This window comes from Novosphingobium sp. ERW19 (genome assembly GCF_012641315.1).
Lineage (GTDB): Bacteria > Pseudomonadota > Alphaproteobacteria > Sphingomonadales > Sphingomonadaceae > Novosphingobium.
The window spans coordinates 1-23,226 of record NZ_JABAIC010000010.1; the positions used below are offsets into that span (position 1 = coordinate 1).

Genomic DNA, 23,226 nt, shown 5'->3' on the forward strand with positions numbered 1-23,226 from the left:
CGGCGTCGGCTCGTCGCACAATATTCCCGATATTGCGCTTCCTCGCCTCCTTGAACTGGCGGTTTTTGCCTCCAGCCGTGGCGCTGTGGAATTTGTCCACGCCGCCTAGGCCCCCGGCGCAAGCGCAAAGCACAACCTTGCTATCAGTTTGCCGGGTTGTGCTTGTCGAGGAAGGCTTCCATCTGGCCAAGGAAGCTCAATCGGTCCTCCTCGCGGCTGAAGTGGTGGTCGCCTTCGGGCTGGATGTAGAATTCGACCGGCTTGCCTGCCTTCTTGAGCTTTTCGACATAGTCCTTCGACTGCGCGAGCGGCACCCTCAGGTCCTTCTTGCCGTGGATCACGAGGATCGGGATGCCGGTCCGCTCGGCATTGTTGATGGGCGACACGGCGCGAAGATCGGGTGCGCGGCTTTTCCAATAGTCGAGGTTGCCCAGGCCGCCGACGAACTGGCTGTCGAACTTGAGGATCGCAGGCAGGTCGGAGACGCCGGCAAAGCTGATGGCGCAACGATAGAGGTCGGGATTTCGTTCTGCCGCGCGCATGGCAACATAGCCGCCATAGGAGCCGCCTGCGATGCAGACGCGCTTGCCATCGGCCAGACCTGTCGTCACCGCCCAGGCGCGGGCATCGTCGACGTCGTCCTGCATCTTGAGGCCCCATTCGCCGTCGCCAGCGGCAGTATAGGCAGCGCCGAAACCGGTCGAGCCGCGATAGTTCGGCTGGAGGACGGCATAGCCGCGGTCGGCGAGGAACTGGGTCCAGAAGTCCCAGTGTTCATAATCGCGGGCGCGCGGGCCACCGTGCGGCAGGACGATCAGCGGCAGGTTCTTCGAGGTTCCGCCCGAAGGAAGGGTAAGAACTGCGTTGAGCTTCATCCCGTCGCGCGCGGTGTAGCTGATGGTCTTGACCGCGGCGAGGGGCTTGTTGCCGATGGCAGGGTTCTCCATCCCCAGCATGGCCAGCTTTCCTGTGCCGAGCGACAGGGTGTAATAGCTCCCCGGCGCCGAAGGACTGCTCTCGCGGATGACGAATGTCTGCTCGTCGGCACTTTGCGAAACGATCTGCACCTGCTTGCCCGCAAAGGCCTGTTCAAGCCCCGCCTGGACCTGCTGCATCTTGGGATCGAACCACACTGTGCGGCGGCGCGTGTCGGTATAGCGGACGCCGCGAATTTGCGTTTCCGTCGGATCGGCGATCAGCGAATCCAGATCATGCTCGGGCGCTTCGTAGAGCATGGCACCGGTCTGCATCGTGGCCAGGTCGAGCATGTAGAGCGCCGTGCGCCCGTTCTTGTCGCTGAAGGCCGCGGCCTTGCCCGGTTCGGCAAGGAACAGCACCGGCACGGGCAGGTCGTTCTTGCCTTCGCCGGTCCTTGCCACCACCCGGAAGCCGTCCTGCGCACGATCGCGATAGAGCAGGCGGTGATCGCGGCCACCATTTTCATCGCCTATGCCGACGCGGACAGCGCCGCTGCCATCGGCATACCAGGACATCACGCCTTCCTTCGGCCAGACGACCTTGTCGAACTTGTTCGTCGCCACGTCGACCAGCGAGACTTCCGGCCAGAAATCGGGGTCGCTTGCATAGACGGACTTCTGCGATGCCAGAAGGATGCGCGTGGAACCGTCGTTGGCCTGCCAGATCACGTCGCCGGCGTGCTGGCCGACTTCCTTCTGCTGGACATAGTGCATCTTCGATCCATCGGCCCGGAACGCCACGATCCGGGTAACATAGAACCCGGTGTCCAGCGCAACATTGCCGACGTTGGCGATAAGCCAGTCGTTGTTGACCCAGCGATACCAGTTGAGATCGCCCTTGTCGGCATCGATGACCGTGCTTTCGCCTGAACGATCGGTGTTGAAGATGACGATCTTCTGCGCGCCATTCTGCGCGGCCCGCGCAATGATCTGCTTGCCGTTGGGAGAAAGCTCCGGCCCGGCAATTGCAGGCAGTCGGGCAAAATCAGCAATCGGCCGCTCGGCTGCGGCTGGCGAGGAAACACAAAGCGCCGCTGCCAGCGCCAGACCCGAAGCAGTAACGCCGCTCAAATACCCCATGCCCCACCTGTAACAAATCGTGATTGCCGAGGAGTGGTCAGGTCGCTTGCATACTGCAAGTGCGATTTGCCGTTGTGCGGGAAAGACTTGCCCTGCTGCGAATGCATGTCATGATGTTGCAATGATGCGCGCCCTATCCCTGTTTCGCGCCCGTTTTCTTGACGTCCTCGCGTCGATCTACATCTACAACGAACATCGCGGATATACTTCGCTTGACCGTGTGCTGGATGCGGTGCGGGCGCGATGTCCGGATGATGCCGGCTTCATCGCCGCAATCGAGAAGCATCGCGCGGACGAGCGCAAGCACTATGTGATGTTTCGGCGCTGGTTCGAACTGCGCGGGACGATGCCGCTCGCCGTCGATTCCACCTGCGGCCACATCGATCGCTTCATCCACAAGGTGTTCGGTTGCTCGATCGACGAACTGGACACGCAGGGCGTGATCGCCAGTCCCGAGGCGTTCGAGAAGCTGTGCCGGGTCATCATGCTGACCGAACAGCGCGGCATGCGGCAGGTCGAGATCCTGCTCCACAACAGCCACGTGCGCTCGGACAAGGCATTGAAGCGCATCTTCGAGGTGGTCGAAAAGGACGAGCCTGATCACTGGATGCCCTATGCCGCCTGGCTCGATGCGCAGGGGCGGGAAAAGGCGAAATGGCAGGAGCGCTGGGCCGATTACTGGATTCACAAATCGCTGATGCTGGTGAAACTGCCCAGCCTGTTCCTGCGTCGCTCGACGCCGCGGATGGTCGCTTGGCCTGATGCCGGGGAACGTTAGACAGGGCACGGCTCCCGCGCTAATCTTGCAGCGGGGAGAAGTGGATGGACGGGGCAATCGAGGACCGCAGGCCCAGCCTGCTATCGCGGATCGTGCGCAAGGCACTGGTCACGTTCTATCGCATGCGCGGCTGGAAGGCGCACGGCACCCCGCCTGCGGATGGCCGTTGCGTGATCATCGCTGCGCCGCACACGTCGAACTGGGATTTTCTCTATTTCATCGGCCTGACCGAAGATCTTGGCCTGAAGCCGCACTTCATGGCCAAGGACAGCCTGTTCCGCTGGCCGCTGGGCGGTTTCATGCGCGACATGGGCGGCGTTTCGATCGACCGGTCGGCGCGCAAGAACGTGGTCGATGCGATGGTTGCCGAATTCGCGCGGCGGGACCGCTTCATGCTGACCATCGCGCCCGAAGGCACACGCAGCGCGGTCGGCCAATGGCGCAGCGGGTTCTACCATATCGCGCTGAAGGCCAAGGTGCCGATGGTCGTCGGCATGATGGACTACGGGACGAAGACCGGTGGCCTCGGCCCGGCCATCTGGCCATCTGGCGATTATGAAGCCGACATGCGCAAGATCTTCGAAGTCTACCGCAAGGTCACGCCGAAGCACCCCGGCCGCGGGCTGACCGAACCGCCGGAGAACCTCGATGCCTGATACGCTCGTCCCCGCCCTGCTGATCAATGCCGCGATCCTCGTGATCGGCATGGGCCTGCTGTGGCGGGTGGCAGTACGGATCGGCGATGTCAGCTTCATCGACGCGGTGTGGGGTGGCGGCATGGGCGTGCTGGCGCTGGCTTCGTGGCTGCATATCAAGGGAGGCCCCGGCGCGCGGGCGAGCCTGATTGCGGCCATGGCGGTGATCTGGGCGGCGCGGCTGGCGTGGCATCTCTACACCCGCTGGCAGGGTCACGGCGAAGACCCGCGCTATGCGAAGATGCTGGGCAAGGCCAAGGCGCAGGGGCGCTTTGCCTCGGCAGCGCTGAAGTTCGTTTTCCTGCCCCAGGCGCTGCTGCTGTTCATCACCTGCCTGCCCGCCCAGCTCGGCGTGCTCGCCAGCGGAGCGCCCGCGCCGATCGGCCCACTGGCCATGGCCGGAGCCGCGCTGTGGCTGGTCGGCATCACGTTCGAGGCGGTGGGCGACGCGCAGCTGAAAGCCTTCCGCGCCGATCCCGCCAACAATGGCAAGGTGCTCCAGACCGGCCTGTGGCGCTACACCCGCCACCCCAACTATTTCGGCGACGCCTGCGTCTGGTGGGGCATCTGGCTCGCCACCGCCGAAGCAGGTCTGTGGGTGGCGCTGGCGAGCGTGATCGGCCCGGTGTTCCTGACGTTCACGCTGACCAAGTGGTCGGGCAAACCGCTGCTCGAAAAGGGCATGGAAGAACGCCGGCCGGGGTATCGGGAATACGTCGAGCGGACTTCGGGGTTTGTGCCTTGGTGGCCGAAGCGGGGGTAGAAGTGCCGATGAAGTTGACCATTCTCCTCTTCATTTCCTTCATACTCTCGGCATGCACGGACCGCGATGCTGATCCGCACGACAAGTTGATGAACAGGATTGAAGAACAATTGGTCCTGCCCCAGGGGGCCGAACCAATCTCAAAGTATGACCGGTTTTATACTCGGGACGGAAAAATAGTGGTGGGCACGCTGGTCTTCGGGAAAAGCGGGAGCCGCAGCTGGGTAAAATCTATCTCAGATTTGCCTCAGGTCTTTGACGGCGGCTGCGGGGTAATCAACGTGCGCTACAATCCCAAATCTGACACTGTCGAGAACGTGCATTGCAATGGCGTGGCCTGACCTGACCTGTGAAAAATATCTTGATCATCGATGGTGCGATGAATGCCACATTTAGCGTCTTCCAAGCTACGGACGAGGAGTTTGCAACGCTGTTTCCTAACGGCGAGGAGATTGACGTGATTGAAGATGTCATCCTGCGAACGAGTGAGGAAGTCGCTGATGTTATTCTGGCCCGTGTATGGGAACGTCCAATTTTGAAAAGTGAGGCACAAGGCATTCACGCGACCCTGATATACGATGATCCTGCGCGCCGTGATTACCTGCCACCTTCTCGGCGCGAGATCGATTGGGATGAAAGCGCAATCAGCGAAGCGCAGCGCCGACTCTTCCGTTCGCGACGATAACATCATTTGGTCATCCAGAAGCAGCCGTCTTCCGTCACCCTGAACTTGTTTCCGAGTCCATCTTTGGGCTCGAGCGGCGGTGCAATCGGCAAACTGGATCCTGAAACAAGTTCAGGATGACGGAAGACAGACGTCGAGCGTCAATGAGGAACAGGTTATTCGACTGCATCTCTCTTTCGCCACTCCCCAACCGTCACCCCGGCGCAGGCCGGGGTCCATTGCGGTTAGGTCCGGCCTTGCTGACCGCGAGGTTTCGCAACGTTGACAGGTCGTGGGCCCCGGCCTGCGCCGGGGTGACTGGGTGGGTTGGGGGCGGCGCTACTTCACCACCCCAGCCCGCACCTCCTGCGGCACGGCGCGCACCGGCACGGCCTTGATCCAGCTTTCCAGCGCGTCGATGTCGGTCGGGCCCGTGACCGTATCGGGCTTGCCGACAAAGCCTGAAAAGCCATCGCCGCCGAGGCCGAGGAAGCCGTTCACCGTCACGCGGTAGGTCTTCGCCATGTCCAGCGGCTTGCCGTCGAGCGTGATCGTCACGATGCGGTTCCCCGAGGGCCGCGCCGGGTCGTAGCGGAATACGAACCCTGCTGAGGGGGCGAGGGTCTGCTTGGGGCCGGTGTCGTCCAGCCCCTCTTCCAGCACCGCCTTGATCTCAGCGCCGGTCATGCTCTCGGTCACCACGTTGTTGCCGAAGGGCTGGCACAAGTAGATGTCGCCGAAGGTCAGCGTGCCGTCCGCCGCCGGGACCAGCGGAGCGCGGATGCCGAAGGGGTTCATGAAGGCGATCTGCGCGCCCTTGTCGCGCGTCGCGCCGAGTTGCGCATCGGCGATGAGGTTGCCCAAGGGGCCGCCCGCGCCACCTTCCGCGCCTTCGTTCTTGGGTGCTGCGCGGTCGATCTTGCCGATCGGGCGCTGGGTATATTCCTTCGATGCCTCGACGTACTTCGCTACATAGGCGGCGATATCGGCGCGCGGCTGGAACTGCGGGAACAGGGGCGTGTTGCCGAGCGGCCCGCGTGTGGAGGTATAGGGCACCGACTGCACAATCACGTTCTCGGCCCGCTTCGAGACTACCCGCCCCGCCACCGGATCGATCTGCAGCGTGATGTCGGTCACCAGTTCGCCATAGACGCCCGCGCTGGTCAGCAGGAACGGCTTGGCCGGGTTGAGCTGGCCGTAGTCGCAGACATAGGACCAATGCGTGTGGCCCGAAACGACCACGTCCACGCGCGTGTCCAGCCGGTCGAGGATCGGGCGGATGTCTCCGGCAAAGTCGTTACACCCCTGCGGATCGGGATCGCCCTTTGTCCGCCCGCCCTCGTGGATCAGCACGACGATGGCGTCCGCCCCTTGCGCCTTCAGCGCAGGGACAGCGGCGTTGATGGTGTCGGCCTCGTCCTCGAAGGTCAGCCCCTGGATGCCAGTGGGGTTTACCAGATTGGGCGTGCCTTTCAGCGTCAGCCCGATCACACCAACGGTCACCGCACGCTTGCCTGAGCCGAAGGTCTTGAGGCCCGTCGCCGGGAACAGCGTCGAGCCATCGGCGCGCTTCGTGCTTGCCGCGAGGTACTTGAACGTCGCCCCGGTGAACTTCTCAAGCGCGCAAGGCTCCTTCGCGGTGAACTTCTCGCACCCACCGTTCTGCTTGCGCAACAACTCCTGCTGGCCGTTGTCGAACTCGTGATTTCCAACCGCGTTGAAGTCCACGCCGATGCGGTTCATCACGCCGATGGCCGGTTCATCGAGATAGAGCGACGACGCCAGCTGCGAGGCAGAGATCATGTCCCCGGCCGAAACCGTCATCGACTGTGGGTGCTTCGCGCGGATCGAATCGACCGCAGACGCCAGCCACGCCGCGCCGCCGGCCGGCACCGGCGTGACGCCGCCATTGCCATCGCTGACATTCACTGCCTGGCGCGGCGGTTCGAGACTGCCGTGAAAGTCGTTGATCCCGACGATGCCGACCTCGACCGGCCCCGAGGCTCCGCCACCGGCCATCGGCGCGGCACAGGCGCCGAGAAGTCCGGACAGGGCCAAGGGCAGGAAAAAACGCACGGGCTGATGCATCGGGAAAGCGACCTTATCGTAACGGGTGCAACCGGTTGAGGGCGACCTAGCCCATCGGTGTTGCGCTTTGAAGGCCGTTTATGCGGAGGCCGGCAAAAGAGCCTTCGTATGCGCGCCCATTGTCTAGGCCGCTGCGCCTCCCTACAATGCGCAAGAGGCCCAAGACTCAGGACGCACAGGGAAACATGGCTCAATCCGCAGCAGAGCAAGACGCCATGCGCGCCCGGCTTGTCGAATTGGCGCAAGCCATGGTCGAGGAGCGCGGCGGGGCCGGGCTGAACCTGTCGGAGCTGGCCGCCCGCGCCGGTATCAGCCAGGCCAATCTTTCACGCTACTTCGAGGGTCGCGATGACCTGATGGAGGCGATTGCCGACCACTGGTTCAAGCCGATGGTCGACATCATGGAAGACGTGCTGGCAAGCGACCTGCCCCCACGCCGGAAGATGTACGAATTCTTCGCCCGCCGCTTCATCGTGATGCGCAAGAAATGGGAGGCCGACCCGGCCAAGCTGCAGACCTACATCGAGGTCGGCAACGAGAACTTCGAACAGATCCGCAGCTACATCGACCTTGCCGATCATTACCTCGGCGAAATCATCGGCGAGGCGATGAGCGACGGGCACTTTGCCGGGCTGGAAGTCGATGAGACGATCAGCCTCGTCAACCAGATGTGCTCGCCCTATTGCGCGCTGAACACCATGACGACGTTCATGGAACGCCTGAACGAGGACAAGCTGGCGCGCATCGTCGATGCCGTGTTCGACGGGCTTTCGGCCCAGGATCGCGGTGCAAAGGCGCTGACAGGCCTCCGCGCCGCCTGAAGCCTTCGGTCATGCGCGGCCGATCAGCGCGCCCGGTCACCCAGAAGGACCTGCCGCATATCGCCATTGTGCCGCACATGCAGGATCAGCAATGTTGCCATCAGCACGATGCCGCCTCCCACGAAGGCGAGCAGGGCGTGGGCGATTGCCATGACTGACCAGTTGCCGCGCCAGCTGCACCACAGTGCCGACAGGGCCAGCATCGTGGCGAAATCGGCATTGAACTGGCCAGGCCATCCCGCGGCGGCAATGTCGGCAAAGAAGATCGGAAACAGCCCCGAGCCGTGGTTTGCCATGACGACTGCGGTGAAGATCGCCAGCGCCAGCCACGCCACGATGAGATAGGTTCTGAACACCATTGCATGCTCCCCCAGTCGTTGCAGGGGCCATGCTGTAGCTTGGTTCAGGCCCTGCACCAACTGCTGCGCCGGCCCTTCCAGTGTTCGGCCAGGCCTTCGGCTTCCAGAATCGCGCCAAGGCTGCGCCCGTTGCGCGTGACGACCCGCAGCGCGCGGCCATAGCGGTCGGTATCGCGCCCTTGCACTTCAAGGTTGAACGGCCCGGCATTCAGCAGTTCGACCAGCCGGCGTGTCGCCTGCAGGCCAAGCCTGGCTTCCGCAGCGCATGACGGCTGCGAGGTTTCCGGCGTGTTGATATCGGCGATGCGGATCTTGGTGCCCTCCAGCCAGAAGGTATCCCCGTCGACAACGCAAGTGACGCGCGGACCGGGCGAGCAGATCTCGAACCGGTGCAGCCGGGCATCGGCGGGCGCGGCAGGAGAGGGCGATGAAGCGGCGAGCGCCAGTGAGGCGAAGGCAGCGGCGAGAAGCAGGGAGGCGTGGGACATTGTCCGGATCTGGCCCAACCGCCAAGCGTGCGCGTCTCCGTATCTTTCCGATCAGGAAAGGGACTCAGCGTCGGCTCTCAGGTCTTTGGCTCAGGATTTTCTCTCAGTGGTAACCACTGGATAACCGGCCTGTGCCAAGCTCGTTCCATGTTCGGACCGCGCCTCACGACCATTTTTGCCAGCCGCTGGAGGGCGCTGTGGTGGGCGGCTTCGATCCTGTTGCTGACGTGGTCACTGGTGCCCGCGCCCAGCGAGCGCGAGCCGCACGAGCCGGCGAAGTCGGCGCACGTCGATCCCTGGGCCAAGGACCCGGAATAGCCGCTATTTGCCGGTGAAGAGGAACGCCACCGCGGCCATGATGCAGACAAATGCGGCGAAGTGCCGCCAGTGCAGCGGCTCTTTCAGAAAGACCACCATGAACACGCCGAAGACGATCAGCGCAATCGCCTCTTGCGTGATCTTGAGCTGACCGGCGCTCCACCCGTTGAGCGCGCCGATGCGATTGGCCGGCACGGCGAGGCAGTATTCCAGCAAGGCAATGCCCCAGCTGATCAGGATCACCAGCAACAGCGGGCGCTGCGCCACGGCTGCCGGGCCGCCCTGAATGTGCCAGTACCAGGCGATGGTCATGAACAGATTGGACAGGACGAGCAGGGCAATCGTGGTCATGGGTCTGGGCGTTTCCATGGAGAGGGTGGCGATCGGCCCGGTGTGCGAAAGTTGTGCGAATCTTAACGCTTCACTGCGTAATCACGCCAGGTCATTCGCCGGAGTTAGCCGATGTCCGATGCCAGATCGACATATCGCTTCGCCGTGCTGCTGCTGAGCGGTAGCGTGCTGGTTGTCGGTGCCCTGATTGCCAGTGGCATGAACAACAGGTCGGCCGTTCCGTTGGAGCCCGAGGGCGCTGCAGCCGAAGCTGCCGCAGCGCTCCCCGAACAGTCCGCATTCGAAAAGTGGGCCGCGGAAGGCGATGCCTCCGACGGAAAAGGGCGGCTGATCGGCGAGATCGAACGGGACGGAAAGATGGTCGAACTTCGCCAGCTTCCCGAAGGTGTCTCGGTTGACCAGATGAAGGCCGACCAGGTCAACCCGGACGCGCCTGCCGACGCAATGGAGGCAGGGCAGGACCAACTCGTGCCCTGACCGGGCCATCAGGCTCCGCGTGGAGTGTCGTCGTCTTCGGGGACGCCATCGCCGTAGATTCCGGCTTCATCATCGTCGTTGCGCTCGCCGCGATAGGCACTCATGTCGATCTGGCCCGAGCTGACCATCTGCTTCATGTGATCGACGAGGTCGGGCATGTCGGCATCGTCGAGACCGGACCCGCCGACCTTGTCGCCCAGGTCCTGTTCGCCCAGCACGCTGGTGGCGCGGGCCAGTGCCTCGTCGGCAACGGTCTGCGCCTGCGTATCGCCGTCTTCCTGCTCGGTGTTCACGGCTTCGGGCGCGGGTGTCTTGTCGTCGATCATGGGCGTAGCTCCTTTGCCGGAGACTACGCCCTGATCGTGCAGCCGTTCCTGCGTGTCAGCGGGTCGGGACCGGCACTTCGCCGGAATAGTCGTAGAACCCGCGCCCGCTCTTGCGGCCGAGCCAGCCGGCCTCGACGTACTTCTGCAGCAGCGGGGCCGGGCGGTACTTCGGGTCACCGGTGGAGGCGAGGTAGATCTTCATGATCTCGAGCAGCGTGTCGAGCCCGATGAAATCGGCCAGTTCGAGCGGGCCCATCGGGTGGTTGAGGCCGAGCTTCACGCCCTTGTCGATGTCGACGATCGAACCCGTGCCGCTGCCGAGCACGAAAGCGGCCTCGTTGATGAAGGGCACGAAAATGCGGTTGACGATGAAGCCGGGCTCATCCTGCGAGAGCACGATTTCCTTGCCGATGTTCGCCACGTAATCGCGCACGGCTTCAATCGTCGAAACCGAAGTGGCAAGGCCGGGAATGACCTCGACCAGCTTCATCAGCGGCACCGGATTGAAGAAGTGGATGCCGATGAAGCGTTCCGGATCGGGCGACGACACGGCCATGCGCGTGATCGGGATCGACGAGGTATTCGATGCCATAATCGCATGGGGGGCAAGATGCTTGCCGGCGGATTCGAAGATCTTGTGCTTGATGTCCTCGCGCTCGGTCGCCGCTTCGATCACCAGATCGGCTTCGGCAAGGGCAGCGTGATCAGAGAAGGTGTGCAGGTTGGCAACCGTAGCGGCGGCAAGCGCGGCATCAACCTTGCCCTTCTCGACCAGCTTGGAAAGGCCCTTGGCGATCTTGTCCCTGGCCTTGTCCGCCAGATCGATCGACACGTCGCCGAGCAGGACCTTCAGCCCCGCCTGCGCCGAAACCTGGGCGATGCCTGAACCCATCTGGCCCGCACCGATCACTGCAACCGTCTTGATCATGTGGATGTCCCGCTCCGAAAAGATGCGGGATGGCGGTTAGCGAGCGCAAACCCCTGAGTCCACCTGCTCCTAGCGCGAGGCGCGTTTCGGTTCAGCGCGAGGCGCCGGGCACCCAAAGCGGATCGCTGCCCGCGTTGGTCGCGCGGGCCAGCACGAACAGGTAATCCGAAAGCCGGTTGAGATAGGCCAGTGCCTGCGGGTTCACCGGCTCGGCATCGGCCAGCGCCACTGCGCTGCGCTCTGCCCGGCGCACCGTGGCGCGGGCCACGTGGATGCGCGCGGCAGCTTCGGAGCCGCCGGGCAGAATGAAGCTGGTCAGCGGGGGCAGGTCTTCATTCAGGGCATCGATGGCGGCTTCAAGCCACGCGACCTGGGTAGCCATCACGCGCAGGACCATCTCCGAAGGCGTGAAATCCTCGCCCGGTGTGGCGAGATCCGCGCCCAGATCGAACAGGTCGTTCTGGATGCGCTGGAGGTTGCGCATCGTTGTGTCCGAAGCGACCACCGCCGCGAGGCCGATCAGGCTGTTGGCCTCGTCCACCTCGCCAATGGCCTGCATGCGGGCATCGTGCTTGGCCCGGCGCGAACCGTCGACGAGGCCCGTCGTGCCGTCATCGCCGGTGCGCGTGTAGATTTTGTTGAGCTTGACCATGCTGGAAAGAACCGCGCCTCAGCGCGAGAACGCGAGCAGGATCGCAACGGCCAGCACGGCAAGGCCCTGGAACTTGATGCGGTTGAACATCATCTTGTTCTGCAACAACTGGTTCGCTGTCGCGCCGGAAACGGGATCGCGGTTCAGGTCTTCCTTTGTGCTGTTCAGGAAAGCGATGATCCCGCGCACGAGCGAGACGACCGTCAGCGCGACGAAGATTATGATCAGCGGGATCAAAACGTAGTTCATGGGCACTGATCTATGGCGTCGGACAGCGAAATACCAGTGTCAAATAGGGTAGCGCGCACCTCTGCGGCGACTGCGCGCCCGTCTTCGCCCGCTCGCCTGCGGTCGGACAGCGCGGGTGCATCGCGGCGCTTGGCCAGCTTGCGCCCGTCGGCCTCCACCAGCACGGGATGATGATGCCACACCGGCACCGGCAGCCCGAGCAGATGCTGGAGCAGGCGGTGGATGTGCGTGGCGCGAAACAGGTCCATGCCGCGTGTCACATGCGTCACGCCATCGGTGGCATCATCAAGCGTTGCGGCAAGGTGGTAGCTGGCCGGCGCATCCTTGCGCCACAGGATCACGTCGCCGAACATCTCGGGCGTGGCGATCTGCGTGCCGTGACGCTCGTCGGTCCATTCGAGTTCACCCGCCAGCAGTGTCGCCTGCTCCATGTCCAGCCGCCAAGCTACTTGCGGGCCAGGCGTGGGCCCCCGGCGCAGGCAGGTGCCGGGATAGAGCGGACCATCGGGCCCATGGGCCACGGCGGCGGCGGCAACTTCGGCGCGGGTGCAGGTACACGGGTAAAGAATGCCCATCGCGCGCAGCTCGTTGGCAGCGGTGCGATAATCTCCAACTCTCGAGGACTGGGGGGCAACTTCCCGGTAACTCAGCCGCAACCAGTCGAGGTCCTGGCGGAACTCGGCGGCAAGTTCCGGGCGTGAGCGGGCACCGTCGATGTCTTCGATGCGCAAAAGGAACTCACCCCCGTCGCGCATGGCCCGGTCGTGGGCGACGATTGCGGAAAACGCATGCCCTAGATGGAGCGGTCCGTTGGGACTGGGGGCAAAGCGGGTGATTGTCATCCCCGGAGCCTAGCGCGGCGATCGATCTGTCGGAAGAGTGGCACAAGGTGCGCCAGATAAACAAAACGGCTGCCCCGCCGGGGCAGCCGCTTTTGTCGTTTATCGCATTTCCTTGCCTGCTCAAGCGAGCGTGGCAGTCCACATCAGGCTGCTGAGGCCAGCAGCGAGGATGATCGGGAATGCAAAAGCCGTAATGGCGCGCATGGTGTTCCTCCTGTTGAGATCACCTTGCAGGACATCCTCCCAGTTCGTGTTCATCCGGCAGGGTGGGCTGGAAGCATCGGAACTGAGGGTGCAAATACGCCGATATGCGTATGCTGCAAGTGCGAACAGGGCACTTGCAGTTGCATGTAACGCAACTGTCACATTTTGCCGCGCATCTGGACAGAAAAGGCCCTTCACACTATCGGCCACGCATGAGCATCCAGCCTTCAGAATCGATCCTGATCGTCGACTTCGGCAGCCAGGTAACGCAGCTTATCGCCCGTCGCGTGCGCGAGGCCGGGGTCTATTCCGAGATCGCGCCGTTCACGCAGGCCGAGGCCGCGTTCCACCGTCTGAAGCCCAAAGGCATTATCCTGTCGGGATCGCCCGCCAGCGTGCCCGCCGATGGCTCTCCGCGCGCGCCGCAAGTGCTGTTCGACTCCGGCCTGCCGATCCTTGGCATCTGCTATGGCCAGCAAGTCATGAGCCACCAGCTGGGCGGCAAGGTGGAACCGGGCGATTCGGGGGAGTTCGGCCGCGCGTTCCTGACCGTGACCGAACCCTGCGTGCTGTTCGACGGCCTGTGGAAGGAAGGCGAACGCCACCAGGTGTGGATGAGCCATGGCGACAAGGTCACCCAGTTCGCCCCGGGCTTCCGCATCGTTGCCGTGTCGGACGGCGCACCGTTTGCCGTCATCGCCAATGACGAGAAGAAGTACTACGGCACCCAGTTCCACCCCGAGGTGGTCCACACGCCCGACGGTGGCAAGCTGATCGCCAACTTCGTGCGCCACGTCTGCGGCTGCACCGGCGACTGGACCATGGCCGAGTTCCGCAAGACCAAGATCGCCGAAATCCGCGAGCAGGTGGGTAGCAGCCGCGTGATCTGCGGGCTTTCCGGCGGCGTCGATTCCGCGGTCGCCGCGGTGCTGATCCATGAGGCCATCGGCGACCAGCTGACTTGCGTGTTCGTCGACCACGGCCTGATGCGCATGGGCGAGGCCGAGCAGGTCGTCAGCCTGTTCCGCAATCACTACAACATCCCGCTGGTTCACAAGGACGTCTCGGCCCTGTTCCTCGGCGGCCTTGCCGGCGTGACCGACCCTGAAGCCAAGCGCAAGTTCATCGGCAAGACCTTCATCGACGTGTTCGAGGCAGAGGCCAAGCAGGTCGGCGGCGCCGACTTCCTCGCCCAGGGCACGCTCTACCCGGACGTGATCGAATCGGTCAGCTTCACCGGCGGACCTTCGGTGACGATCAAGAGCCACCACAACGTCGGCGGCCTGCCCGAGCGCATGAACATGAAGCTGGTCGAGCCGCTTCGCGAGCTGTTCAAGGACGAGGTCCGCGCATTGGGCCGTGAACTTGGCCTGCCCGAGATCTTCGTGGGCCGTCACCCCTTCCCCGGCCCCGGCCTTGCCATCCGCATCCCCGGCGAAGTGACGCGTGAGCGCTGCGACATCCTCCGCAAGGCTGACGCGATTTACCTCGAGGAAATCCGCAACGCCGGGCTCTATGACGCGATCTGGCAGGCGTTTGCCGTGCTGCTCCCGGTCAAGACCGTGGGCGTGATGGGCGATCACCGCACCTACGACAGCGTCTGCGCCCTGCGCGCGGTGACAAGCACCGACGGCATGACCGCCGACATCTACCCGTTCGACGCCGGTTTCCTGTCCCGCGTGGCGACCCGCATCGTCAACGAGGTCAAGGGCATCAACCGGGTCGTCTACGACTATACCAGCAAGCCGCCGGGCACGATCGAGTGGGAGTAAGCATCCGCGCAGCCACGGTGGCGGACCGTGAAGCCACGGTCGCGCTGTGGGAGGCTGCCGGACTGACACGCCCCTGGAACGATCCGCGCGGCGATTTCGACCTTGCCCTGGCCACACCGACGTCGACGATCCTGCTGGCTGAAATTGCGGCAGCATTGGAAGGCAGCGTGATGGTCGGCTTCGACGGCCATCGCGGCTGGGTCTATTACCTCGCCACCGCGCCGGGCTGCCGCGGGCAAGGCATCGGGCACGCACTCATGACTGCGGCCGAAAACTGGCTCAAGGCGCTTGGCAGTCCCAAGATCCAGTTGATGGTACGCGGTGACAACGCTTCGGCACGCGGGTTCTACAATTCGCTCGGCTATGAATTGCAGGACGTCGTAACCATGGGCAAGCGCTTCTAGCCCACCTTGACCAACCCCCTTGGCCAAGGCATCCTCTGCCTATGGCCATCCACGTCAACATCGGTGAAGCCAAGACCCGCTTGTCAGAGCTTCTTGCCGCTGCGGCACGGGGCGAAGAAGTTGTGGTGAACAAGGCGGGCGTGCCCTTTGCTACCTTGGTGCCCACGCCCGAAGCGCTCCAACTTGCGCGCGAGGCTCGTGCGGCGAAACGGCTTTCGGCCTTTGGCTGCCTCGCCGACAAGTACAAGGACCAGCCCGCGTCTGCCTTCGACATTCCGCCGCCGATGACAGGCGCGGAGTTTGACGAACGCACCAAGCGCAAGTTCGGCTGAGCCGACGCGTGAAGCTGCTGATAGACACGCACATCCTTGTGTGGATGGTGCTGGGGGACCAGCGCCTGACTGCAGAGCAGCACAATGCGCTGGCAAACCCGGACAACGACATCGTCCTGAGCGCGGTCAACGCCTACGAACTGGCGCACCTGCAGCATCTGCGGCGCATTCCTCTGGAAGAGCCGATCGACCAATTGCAGGAGCTGGTGGGCTTCGAACTTGCAGACCTGCCCGCGTCTGCCTGGACGAAGGTCAAGGACCTGCCCGACCTGCACCGCGATCCGCTTGATCGCTTGCTGGTCGCCCATGCGCTGGTGTCAGGCATGACGCTCGTCTCTGCAGATCAGTGCATCCGCCAGTATCCGGTCATGGTGATCTGAGGCGGCCACCGCCACCCTTCCCGCAAATGCCCCATTAACCGCTTACGCATCTGGCACGCCCGCGATAAGGGTGGGGCATGATGCTTCCCCGGATTGCCAACCAGCGCGCCATCATCGACCGTCGCCAGCTTGCCGATGCCATCGCGGCGGCGTTCGCCGAAAAGGGCGAGAAATCGCGGCAGGTGGTGGTGGACCTGTTGCGCACCGCGCTTGAAGACGGCCGCGCCGAGATTGCGCGCCGGCTGGAAACCAAGCCTTCGTCTGGCACCGAGAGCGCGCAGGCGCAGGCATTCCTTGTCGATCAGCTGGTCCGCATCATCTACGACCATGTCGTCGGGCGCATCTATCGCGCGAGCAATCGCTCGATGGGCGAGCGTATCGCGGTGATCGCGGTGGGCGGCTACGGTCGCGGCGAAATGGCGCCGCATTCCGACGTCGACATCGCCTTCGTTACCCCGATCAAGCCGACATCGTGGTGCGAGCAGGTGATCGAGGCGCTGCTCTATTTCCTGTGGGACCTTGGCCTCAAGGTCGGCCATTCCAGCCGCTCGCTCGACGAGGTCGTGCGCATGGCCAAGAGCGACCTGACCATCCGCACCGCCCTGCTCGAAGGGCGCTATGTCTGGGGCGATCGCGACCTGTTCGACAGCGCTTCGGCCCGGTTCTGGGCGGAAGTCGTCAACGGCACCGAAAAGCAGTTCGTCGCCGAGAAGCTGCAGGAGCGTAACGACCGGCACAAGCGGCTGGGCGACAGCCGCTATGTCGTCGAACCCAATGTGAAGGAGGGCAAGGGCGGCCTGCGCGATCTGCACACGCTCTACTGGATCGGCAAGTACATCCACAAGGTGCGCGACCCTTCCGAACTGGTCGATGTCGGCCTGCTGACCGCGGAGGAATACCGCGCCTTCCGCCGCGCCGAGAACTTTTTCTGGGCGGTGCGCTGCCATTTGCACACCATCACCAGGCGCGCCGAAGACCGGCTGACCTTCGACCTGCAGCGCGAAGTCGCCACCCGCATGAATTTTGCCGACCGCCCCGGCAAGAGCGCGGTCGAGCGGTTCATGCAGTACTTCTTTTTGCAGGCCAAGCAGGTCGGCTCGCTGACCGGGGTGTTCCTCGCGCAGCTTGACGGCCAGTTCGCCAAGGAGAAGCGCGGCTTCCTCGCGGCCTTGCGCGGGCGGCGGAAAAAGAAGGTCGGGCCGTTCGTGATCGATGCGGGCAAGCTCGCCGCGCCATCGGACACCACCTTTCAGGACGACCCTGTCCGCCTGCTCGAACTGTTCTCGTGCGCGGCGGCCGAACAGGTCGAGATCCACCCCGAGACGATGCGCATCGCGCGGCGCGATTCAGGCCTGATCGACGCTGCCCTGCGCAAGGACCCTCGTGCCAATGCGCTGTTCATGGACACGCTGACCAGCCGCAACGATCCCGAGACGGTGCTGCGCTGGATGAACGAGGCCGGCGTGTTCGGCCGTTTCGTGCCCGATTTCGGCCGCGTCGTCGCGCAGATGCAGTTCGACATGTATCACCACTACACGGTGGACGAACATACCATCCGCGCGATCGGCCTGCTGGCGCGCATCGAGAAGGGCGAGGTCAAGGACGATCACCCGCTGGCCAGCGAAGTGGTCAGCAAGGTTGCCTCGCGCCGCGTGCTCTATGTCGCGACGCTGCTGCACGATATCGCCAAGGGCCGGCAGGGTGACCATTCGGTACTCGGCGCGGAAGTGGCGATGAAGCTGTGCCCGCGTCTGGGCCTGTCCGCTGCCGAGACCGAGGCCGTGGCGTGGCTGGTGCGCTGGCACCTGTTGATGAGCGCCACCGCCTTCAAGCGCGACCTTGCCGACTACAAGACCATCGCCGATTTCGTGAACACGGTGCAGAGCCAGGAGCGCTTGCGCCTGCTGCTGATCCTGACCGTGGTCGACATTCGCGCAGTGGGGCCGGGCGTGTGGAATTCGTGGAAGCGGCAGCTGCTGGGCGATCTGTTCGTCTCGGCCGAGGAAATGCTGCGCCTTGGCCACAAGACCCATGGCCGCGCCGAACGCATTGCCGCCAAGAAGAAGGCCGTCGCCACGATCCTGCGCGAGCGCGACGCGCTGATCGGCACGGTCGGCAAGCAATTGGGCGATGCCTACTGGATTGCCGAGCCCGAGGACATCATCGCGCTCAATCTCCAGCAGATGGACACCGCGCTGGGCGAGCCCCTTTCGGTCGAGGCGCACTGGTATCCGGCACGTGGGGCGACGCTGGTCACCGTGCTGGCGGCGGACCACCCCGGCCTGTTCTATCGCATCGCTGGGGGCATCCATCTTGCCGGCGGCAACATCATCGACGCGCGCATCCACACCGCCCGCAATGGCACAGCGGTCGACAACTTCCTGGTGCAGGACCCGCTCGGCCGTCCGCTCAACGAGGCAAGCCAGATCGCGCGCCTCAAGAACGCGATTGCCGATGCCTTGGCCAACCGGGTGAAGCTGGTGCCGCAGCTGGCGGCTCGCCCGCTGGCGCGCCCGCGTGCCGATGCATTCGACGTGCGCCCGATCGTCATCTTCGACAACAAGGCCTCGAACCGCTTCACCGTGATCGAGGTGGGCGCGCGCGATCGTCCGGCGCTGCTCAACCAGTTGGCGCGTGCGCTGTTCGAGGCGCGGCTGGTGGTCCATTCGGCGCACATCGCCACCTATGGCGAGCGGGCTGTGGACACGTTCTACGTGACCGACGTGCTGGGCGAGAAGATCGACAGCGAGAGCCGGATGAAGACCGTCGAGAAGCGCCTGCTCGAAGCGGCGGAGGACCGGAAGGTCAAGGCGGCGGCGTGAGGATCTGAGGCGATGACCGCACTCGCAATCGCCAGGTCCCGTCCCTATGTCCTCAGGGATGAGTGAAGCCGAATATCTTTCCGGGCGCCTGCTGCTGGCCATGCCGGGCATGGGCGATGCCCGATTCGATCATGCCGTGGTGGCGATGTGCGTGCACGACGAGCACGGCGCGCTGGGCATCGGCATCGGCCATGTGCGCGACGGGATCACGTTGCATGGGCTGCTGGAAGACGTCGGCATCGATCCCGGTGTCGCGCCGGACGTGCCCATCCTCAACGGCGGGCCGGTAGAAACGGCGCGCGGTTTCGTGCTGCATTCTAATGACTGGGGCGGCGAGGGCAGCGTGACGGTCAATTCGCTGTGCGACCTGTCCGCATCGATGGACGTGCTGCGTGCAATTGCCGAAGGGCGCGGGCCGAGCCGCTATCTGGTGGCCTTGGGTTACGCTGGTTGGGGGGCCGGGCAGCTGGAGGGCGAGATGCGGCATCATGGCTGGTACGCGGCGCAGGGGCGCCCGGAGATCCTGTTCGAAACGCCGACCGGGCGGCGCTGGCAACAGGCATGGAAGCGCGAGGGCATCGATCCTTCGCATCTTGTCGCGCAGACCGGCAGGGCCTGAGCGATGGAGTTACAGAAAGAGCCGCCCCATCGCTGGAGCGGCTCTTTGCTCATGGGTCGAGACTCCGATCAGCGGACGCGAATGGGCACGTATTGTGCTGGTGCGCCGCGGCGCTGGATGCGCAGAAGCACGGCTTCGCGGCCTTCGGTCTTAGCCTGGCGAACGATGCGTTCGAGATCCGCAATCGAGGCTACGTTGACGTAGTTTGCCGAGAGCACGATGTCGCCCCGCTGCAGGCCCTTGGCGCCGGCATCGGACGAAGCATCGACAGCGGTGATCACCACGCCCTTGGCATCTTCACCCGCGCCGAGCTGACGCGCGATCTGCGGGGTGAGCGGAATGGCTGCAATTCCGAGCGAGGATTGCAGGACGCTTCCACTCTGCTGCTGCTGCTTGCCGCCGAAGCCGCCATCTTCCTGCGCGTCGGGGTCGAAGCTCTGCTGGGCGAGCTCTTCCTCGGTCGGGCGCTTGCCGACCACGGTCTGGATCGTCAGGCGCTGGCCGTTGCGGAGCAGTTCGATCGGGATGCGCTTGCCCGGCGTGGTGTTGGCAACGATGAACGACAGGGTCTGGTCAGGCGTGACGTCCTTGCCATCGACCTTCACCACCACGTCACCGGCCTGCATGCCCGCCTTGGCCGCGGCCTGTCCGGGTTCGACGGCCTGAATGAATTCGCCACGGTTCTTCGGGAGCCCGAGCGAAGCGGCGAGGTCTTCCGAGAGCGGCTGGATGCGCACGCCGAGGTAGCCGCGATCGATCGCCTGGCCGGCGCGCAGCTTGTCGACAATGGGGGCGGCAATCTCTGCCGGAATGGCAAAGCCGATGCCGACCGAACCGCCGGTGGGCGAGAAGATCGCGTTGTTGATGCCGATCACGTTGCCGGCCATGTCGAACATCGGGCCGCCCGAGTTGCCCCGGTTGATCGAGGCGTCGGTCTGCAGGTAGCGGTCATAGGCCGAGCCCGAACCGGTGTTGCGATAGACCGCCGAGATGATGCCCTGCGTGACCGTGCCGCCGAGGCCGAAGGGGTTGCCGATGGCGATGACCCAGTCACCCACGCGCGCCTTGCGCGAATCGCCGAACTTCACGAAGGGGAAGGGCGTCGGACGGCTGATCTTGAGCACGGCAAGGTCCGATGCCGCATCCTTGCCGACCAGCTTGGCCGGGTATTCGGTGCCATCGGGCGTGGTGACGGTGATCGATTCGACCTCGCCCTGCCCGTCGGCGGTGATCACGTGGTTGTTGGTGACGACATAGCCATCGGCCGAGATGATGAAGCCCGAGCCCAGCGACTGCGCCTCGCGCGTTTGCGGTCCATTGCCCTGGCCGCCGCCGAACAGATCGCCAAACGGCGTTCCGGCGAAGGGATTGTTGTTCTGCACCTTCACGCGCTGGCGGGTGGAGATGTTCACCACTGCCGGCTGGAGTTGCTGCGTAAGGTCGGCGAAGCTGGAGGGCGCGCCGGCGCGGGGGACGACGCTGCGCATTTCCGACTGGTCATTCTGCGCAACCTGCGCGCCTGCCGGGAAGCCTGTCACCAGGGTCAGTGCGCTGCCTGCAAGCAGCAGCGCCGAAGTCACACCATAAGCGTATCGCACGTGGCCTGGTCCTCTTTGTCTATCATGCGCCGGGGGCGGCGCGGCTGACTTGTGCCAAAGCCGATTCACGCGCCTTGCGATGAACGGACTTTGAATGACGATGTTCCGTACCGTTCAGCTTAGGGGTTACTTGCCCTTGAACTGCTTTAGGTACTCGTTGTCGGGCGAAAGCACGATCGAGGTGCTCGATCCCTTCTGCGCAAAGGTTGCATCGTAGCTCTGCATTGCACGGTAGAAATCGTAGAATGCCGGGTCCTTGTTGAAGGCTTCGGCATAGGTCTTGGCAGCGGTTGCCTCGGCGGTAGCGCGGATGATCTGCGCCTGCTTCTGGCCCTGCGCGCGGATCGTGGCGGCTTCCTGCTGGCGCGCGGTGGCCATGCGGGTGAAGGCCGATTCGAGTGGCGTGCCTTCAGGAAGGTCTGCCCGCTTGATCCGCACGTCGATTACCTGCGCGCCATATTCACGCGCCTCGCGGTCGAGCCCCTCACGGATCTGTTCCATTGCGCGGCCACGGTCTGCCGTCAGCAGCGAGCCGAACGTGCGCTTGCCGAGTTCCTGACGCAGCGCCGAGTTGAGGATCGGCTGGAGCTGTTCGGCGACCCGCTCGGTCGTCCCGGCCGTCTGCACCATGCGCACCGGATCGATGATCCGGAAACGCGCGAAGGCGTCAACCTCAAGGCGGCGCTGGTCGGCCGAAAGAACCTGCTGGCGCTCCATGTCGAGATCGAGGATCCGCTTGTCGACGTTGACAACCTTTTCCATGAACGGAATGCGCAGGACGATGCCCGCACCGGTCTGGCCGAAATCGGTCTTGGGTTCGAACCGGTTGACGACACGGTTGGGCTGGCCGAGGCGGATGATCACTGCCTGGGTCTTTTCATCGACCACGGTGAGGCAGCTGGCCGCGGCAAGCAGGGCAACGCCCGCGGCAATGACCACGGCCTTGCGTTCGGCCCAGAAGGTCTGGATCGCGTTCATCTTACTGGCCCCCTTCCTGTGGCTTCTGACTGCGCTTCATTTCAGGCAGCGGCAGGTAGGCCTGGGTGTTGGGCGATTCGAGGATCACCTTGTCGGTTTGGCTGAGCACACGCTCCATGGTTTCGTAGTACATGCGGCGGCGAGTGACTTCCGGGGCGAGCTTGTACTGCTCGTAGACCTTGTCGAACGCGGTGGCTTCACCACCGGCGCGGGCGGTGAGCTGCTGCGCCCAGGCCTGCGCCCGGTTGATTTCGCTCTGCGCATCCTGCTGGGCGGCGAGCACTTCCTTGAAGGCATCGACGACCTTGGCCGGCGGATCGGTCTTCTTGATGTCGACGCCCTGGATGACGACGCCCGAGCGATAGGCATCGAGTACGCGCTGCATGCGTTCGCGCACGTTCTGTTCGATCTGGGCGCGGCCCGAGCCCATCACGTCGTTGAGGTTTACCTCGGCGATGGACTGGCGCATCGCGGCTTCGGCCACTTCGCGCACGGTCTGATCAGGGTCGGCGAGCTGGAACATGTAGAGCTTGAGGTCCTTGATGTTCCAGCGGACGAGGTAGGTGAGGTCGACCAGGTTCTGGTCGGCGGTGAGCATCAGCTTCTCGCCATCGCCCTCGGGGATCGATTCGCGGCGGATCGAGGTCACGTCCTCGACCTTGACCGTCTGGATCGGCCAGGGGAGCGTGACAGCGGTGCCGCTGTCCAAGGTGCGCGAATAGGAGCCGAAGGTGGTGACCACGCCCTTTTCCTGCGGGGCGATGAGGTGGACCATCGAGGTGCCGAGCCATGCCAGGACGACGAGGCCGATCACGACCGGCGCCCATGACTTGCCATCGGGGCGCTGGGGCAGGCGCGGAATGTTGGGACCACGGCCACCACCGCCGCCATTGCCGCCGCCCTTGCGGTTGCGGAAGATGTCCTCGATGTTCGGGCCACGCCGTCCGCTATCCTTGGGGCCATCGCCTGATTGCGGCGGGAGCCACGGGTTTCGAGGGCCTTCGGCACCTGGCGCTGCTGGCGGTGGTGTCGTTTCAGGAGCGTCACCGGAGGATGTCGGCGCGTCGTTGCCGCCGCCCGAACCCCAGGGGCTTTTCTTGCCTGTCATGAAAAGGCCCGTCTCCCGGCCAAAGCGTGCGATCATTCCGCCCAAGTCTGTCATCCCTTGGTTATAGGAACCCTTGATGCGAAAAACAGTGTCCATTCCCGAAAATTCATCTGCTAGGGCCGAACGGACAGCTCCGGGATGGAGCGGAACACG

General features: G+C 64.0%; 27 protein-coding genes. 14 read left to right on the plus strand and 13 right to left on the minus strand.

Going from position 1 to position 23,226, the window contains the following annotated elements:
- Positions 1-143: 143 nt before the first annotated feature.
- Entirely contained in the window at positions 144-2,048 is a 1,905-nt protein-coding gene (locus tag HGI46_RS17230) for an alpha/beta fold hydrolase (protein ID WP_168905245.1), read from the minus strand.
- A gap of 133 nt (positions 2,049-2,181) precedes the next feature.
- On the opposite strand from HGI46_RS17230, the gene HGI46_RS17235 reads away from it, so the two are divergent.
- From HGI46_RS17235 to HGI46_RS17255, 5 genes are read left to right on the plus strand one after another with little or no spacing between them, the layout of a single operon-like run.
- Positions 2,182-2,835 (plus strand): ferritin-like domain-containing protein, encoded by a 654-nt coding sequence (locus HGI46_RS17235; RefSeq protein WP_240946857.1) that lies wholly within the window; start codon positions 2,182-2,184, stop codon positions 2,833-2,835.
- A gap of 44 nt (positions 2,836-2,879) precedes the next feature.
- Positions 2,880-3,491: a lysophospholipid acyltransferase family protein gene (locus HGI46_RS17240; protein ID WP_168905247.1), complete on the plus strand. Its 612-nt coding sequence runs from the start codon at positions 2,880-2,882 to the stop codon at positions 3,489-3,491.
- Entirely contained in the window at positions 3,484-4,293 is an 810-nt protein-coding gene (locus HGI46_RS17245; RefSeq protein ID WP_168905248.1) for a DUF1295 domain-containing protein, read from the plus strand. Before HGI46_RS17240 ends, HGI46_RS17245 begins: the two co-directional genes overlap by 8 nt.
- A gap of 8 nt (positions 4,294-4,301) precedes the next feature.
- Positions 4,302-4,634 carry a hypothetical protein gene (locus tag HGI46_RS17250; RefSeq protein WP_168905249.1) on the plus strand — a complete coding sequence of 111 codons (333 nt, stop codon included), beginning with the start codon at positions 4,302-4,304 and terminating at the stop codon, positions 4,632-4,634.
- An 8-nt stretch (positions 4,635-4,642) separates the two neighbouring features.
- Positions 4,643-4,978, plus strand: a complete 336-nt coding sequence (locus HGI46_RS17255; protein WP_168905250.1) for a hypothetical protein — start codon at positions 4,643-4,645, stop codon at positions 4,976-4,978.
- A 318-nt stretch (positions 4,979-5,296) separates the two neighbouring features.
- Here HGI46_RS17255 and HGI46_RS17260 read toward each other — a convergent pair whose 3' ends face one another.
- Positions 5,297-7,045: a bifunctional metallophosphatase/5'-nucleotidase gene (locus HGI46_RS17260; RefSeq protein WP_168905251.1), complete on the minus strand. Its 1,749-nt coding sequence runs from the start codon at positions 7,043-7,045 to the stop codon at positions 5,297-5,299.
- A gap of 185 nt (positions 7,046-7,230) precedes the next feature.
- Here HGI46_RS17260 and HGI46_RS17265 point away from each other — a divergent pair, with 185 nt between their 5' ends.
- On the plus strand, positions 7,231-7,866 hold the full coding sequence (locus HGI46_RS17265) for a TetR family transcriptional regulator (RefSeq protein WP_168905252.1): 636 nt from the start codon (positions 7,231-7,233) through the stop codon (positions 7,864-7,866).
- A gap of 23 nt (positions 7,867-7,889) precedes the next feature.
- On the opposite strand, the gene HGI46_RS17270 is transcribed toward HGI46_RS17265, so the two are convergent.
- Both HGI46_RS17270 and HGI46_RS17275 read right to left on the minus strand, forming a co-directional pair.
- Positions 7,890-8,225: a hypothetical protein gene (locus HGI46_RS17270; protein ID WP_168905253.1), complete on the minus strand. Its 336-nt coding sequence runs from the start codon at positions 8,223-8,225 to the stop codon at positions 7,890-7,892.
- A 44-nt stretch (positions 8,226-8,269) separates the two neighbouring features.
- Positions 8,270-8,713 (minus strand): thermonuclease family protein, encoded by a 444-nt coding sequence (locus tag HGI46_RS17275; RefSeq protein WP_168905254.1) that lies wholly within the window; start codon positions 8,711-8,713, stop codon positions 8,270-8,272.
- Positions 8,714-8,860: 147 nt separating this feature from the next.
- Between HGI46_RS17275 and HGI46_RS17280 the strand changes: the two genes are divergently transcribed.
- On the plus strand, positions 8,861-9,031 hold the full coding sequence (locus HGI46_RS17280; protein WP_162895937.1) for a hypothetical protein: 171 nt from the start codon (positions 8,861-8,863) through the stop codon (positions 9,029-9,031).
- Between the two features lie 3 nt (positions 9,032-9,034).
- On the opposite strand, the gene HGI46_RS17285 is transcribed toward HGI46_RS17280, so the two are convergent.
- Positions 9,035-9,382 (minus strand): DMT family protein, encoded by a 348-nt coding sequence (locus HGI46_RS17285; protein ID WP_118074624.1) that lies wholly within the window; start codon positions 9,380-9,382, stop codon positions 9,035-9,037.
- Positions 9,383-9,493: 111 nt separating this feature from the next.
- Here HGI46_RS17285 and HGI46_RS17290 point away from each other — a divergent pair, with 111 nt between their 5' ends.
- Positions 9,494-9,859, plus strand: coding sequence for a hypothetical protein (locus HGI46_RS17290; protein WP_168905255.1), 366 nt, complete (start codon positions 9,494-9,496; stop codon positions 9,857-9,859).
- Positions 9,860-9,867: 8 nt separating this feature from the next.
- On the opposite strand, the gene HGI46_RS17295 is transcribed toward HGI46_RS17290, so the two are convergent.
- From HGI46_RS17295 to gluQRS, 5 genes are all read right to left on the minus strand, one after another.
- Positions 9,868-10,185, minus strand: coding sequence for a hypothetical protein (locus HGI46_RS17295; RefSeq protein ID WP_118072935.1), 318 nt, complete (start codon positions 10,183-10,185; stop codon positions 9,868-9,870).
- 55 nt (positions 10,186-10,240) lie between these two features.
- Entirely contained in the window at positions 10,241-11,110 is an 870-nt protein-coding gene (locus HGI46_RS17300) for a 3-hydroxyacyl-CoA dehydrogenase NAD-binding domain-containing protein (RefSeq protein ID WP_168905343.1), read from the minus strand.
- Positions 11,111-11,204: 94 nt separating this feature from the next.
- Positions 11,205-11,765 carry a cob(I)yrinic acid a,c-diamide adenosyltransferase gene (locus tag HGI46_RS17305; protein WP_168905256.1) on the minus strand — a complete coding sequence of 187 codons (561 nt, stop codon included), beginning with the start codon at positions 11,763-11,765 and terminating at the stop codon, positions 11,205-11,207.
- 18 nt (positions 11,766-11,783) lie between these two features.
- Entirely contained in the window at positions 11,784-12,014 is a 231-nt protein-coding gene (locus HGI46_RS17310; RefSeq protein WP_118072937.1) for an HIG1 domain-containing protein, read from the minus strand.
- Positions 12,011-12,856, minus strand: a complete 846-nt coding sequence (gene gluQRS, locus HGI46_RS17315) for a tRNA glutamyl-Q(34) synthetase GluQRS (RefSeq protein ID WP_168905257.1) — start codon at positions 12,854-12,856, stop codon at positions 12,011-12,013. Before gluQRS ends, HGI46_RS17310 begins: the two co-directional genes overlap by 4 nt.
- 416 nt (positions 12,857-13,272) lie before the next feature.
- Between gluQRS and guaA the strand changes: the two genes are divergently transcribed.
- The 6 genes from guaA to HGI46_RS17345 all read left to right on the plus strand — a co-directional run bounded on the left by guaA (position 13,273) and on the right by HGI46_RS17345 (position 19,389).
- Positions 13,273-14,832, plus strand: a complete 1,560-nt coding sequence (gene guaA, locus HGI46_RS17320) for a glutamine-hydrolyzing GMP synthase (RefSeq protein ID WP_168905258.1) — start codon at positions 13,273-13,275, stop codon at positions 14,830-14,832.
- Positions 14,823-15,236 (plus strand): GNAT family acetyltransferase, encoded by a 414-nt coding sequence (locus HGI46_RS17325; RefSeq protein ID WP_168905259.1) that lies wholly within the window; start codon positions 14,823-14,825, stop codon positions 15,234-15,236. The genes guaA and HGI46_RS17325 overlap by 10 nt, the downstream gene beginning before the upstream one ends.
- Before the next feature lie 41 nt (positions 15,237-15,277).
- Complete coding sequence (locus tag HGI46_RS17330) at positions 15,278-15,568, plus strand: type II toxin-antitoxin system prevent-host-death family antitoxin (RefSeq protein WP_168905260.1); 291 nt, start codon at positions 15,278-15,280, stop codon at positions 15,566-15,568.
- A gap of 8 nt (positions 15,569-15,576) precedes the next feature.
- Positions 15,577-15,948: a type II toxin-antitoxin system VapC family toxin gene (locus HGI46_RS17335; RefSeq protein WP_168905261.1), complete on the plus strand. Its 372-nt coding sequence runs from the start codon at positions 15,577-15,579 to the stop codon at positions 15,946-15,948.
- A gap of 77 nt (positions 15,949-16,025) precedes the next feature.
- A complete protein-coding gene (locus HGI46_RS17340) occupies positions 16,026-18,770 on the plus strand; it encodes a [protein-PII] uridylyltransferase (protein WP_168905262.1) in 2,745 nt (914 codons plus the stop codon).
- Between the two features lie 58 nt (positions 18,771-18,828).
- Complete coding sequence (locus HGI46_RS17345) at positions 18,829-19,389, plus strand: YqgE/AlgH family protein (RefSeq protein WP_168905263.1); 561 nt, start codon at positions 18,829-18,831, stop codon at positions 19,387-19,389.
- Positions 19,390-19,457: 68 nt separating this feature from the next.
- Here HGI46_RS17345 and HGI46_RS17350 read toward each other — a convergent pair whose 3' ends face one another.
- The 3 genes from HGI46_RS17350 to hflK all read right to left on the minus strand — a co-directional run bounded on the left by HGI46_RS17350 (position 19,458) and on the right by hflK (position 23,073).
- Positions 19,458-20,987 carry a Do family serine endopeptidase gene (locus HGI46_RS17350; RefSeq protein ID WP_346766764.1) on the minus strand — a complete coding sequence of 510 codons (1,530 nt, stop codon included), beginning with the start codon at positions 20,985-20,987 and terminating at the stop codon, positions 19,458-19,460.
- Between the two features lie 126 nt (positions 20,988-21,113).
- The gene (locus HGI46_RS17355) at positions 21,114-21,965 is read right to left on the minus strand and encodes a protease modulator HflC (protein WP_168905264.1); all 852 of its coding nucleotides are present in this window, start codon (positions 21,963-21,965) and stop codon (positions 21,114-21,116) included.
- 1 nt (position 21,966) lies between these two features.
- A complete protein-coding gene (gene hflK / locus HGI46_RS17360) occupies positions 21,967-23,073 on the minus strand; it encodes an FtsH protease activity modulator HflK (protein ID WP_206065805.1) in 1,107 nt (368 codons plus the stop codon).
- Positions 23,074-23,226 lie beyond the last annotated feature (153 nt).